The sequence below is a fragment of the Pseudomonas sp. EL_65y_Pfl1_R83 genome (assembly GCF_963970695.1).
GTDB lineage: Bacteria > Pseudomonadota > Gammaproteobacteria > Pseudomonadales > Pseudomonadaceae > Aquipseudomonas > Aquipseudomonas tritici.
Window position 1 is genome coordinate 1 of the sequence record NZ_CAXAQI010000312.1, and the last position, 490, is coordinate 490.

The 490-nt window shown below is 69.6% G+C and carries 2 protein-coding genes; both read right to left on the reverse strand.

The window, feature by feature from the left end; genetic code table 11:
- On the reverse strand, positions 1–278 hold a 278-nt coding region (locus AACY08_RS29045), incomplete at its 3' end, for a helix-turn-helix domain-containing protein (protein ID WP_339472526.1).
- A partial coding sequence (locus tag AACY08_RS29050) for a S1C family serine protease (RefSeq protein WP_339472527.1) occupies positions 275–490 on the reverse strand: 216 nt, incomplete at its 5' end. The genes AACY08_RS29050 and AACY08_RS29045, both read right to left, overlap by 4 nt.

Sequence of the window (490 nt, forward strand, 5' to 3'; positions counted from 1 at the left end):
TTCACCGTGTGGACGGAGATGCCGAGCCGCCGCGCGATCATCTTGTTCGAGCCGCCTTCGGCCATCAGCGCCAGCACGTCGAGTTCGCGCGGGGTGAGGGCGATGTCCGCAGGCATGGTCCGCGGATCGCGGCTGACGATGGCGGCCGTTGCCGCTTCACCCGGCGCGGCGAGCCGCAACCCCGAAACCTTGCCGAGCAGGGCCGCGAGGCGATCGGCCAGCGCGGGGTCGTCGATCTCGAGCGCCAGCACGATCTCCTGCGTCGTGTCTGCGCTCACGCTTCCGGCCTTTCGCCGATCGTGACCCTGAAGCTGACAGGCGCGCCGCCGCGATGCGTCGCGACCTCGATCACCTTGCCGATGCTGGCAGGTCCGAGTGATTGCGACAGAGCGCGCACGCCGGAGAGTTTCCGCCCATCGACCGCGACGATGACATCGCCCTGGCGAATGCCGGCAGCCGCGGCCGGGCCTGCCTTGTCGGCATGCATCAC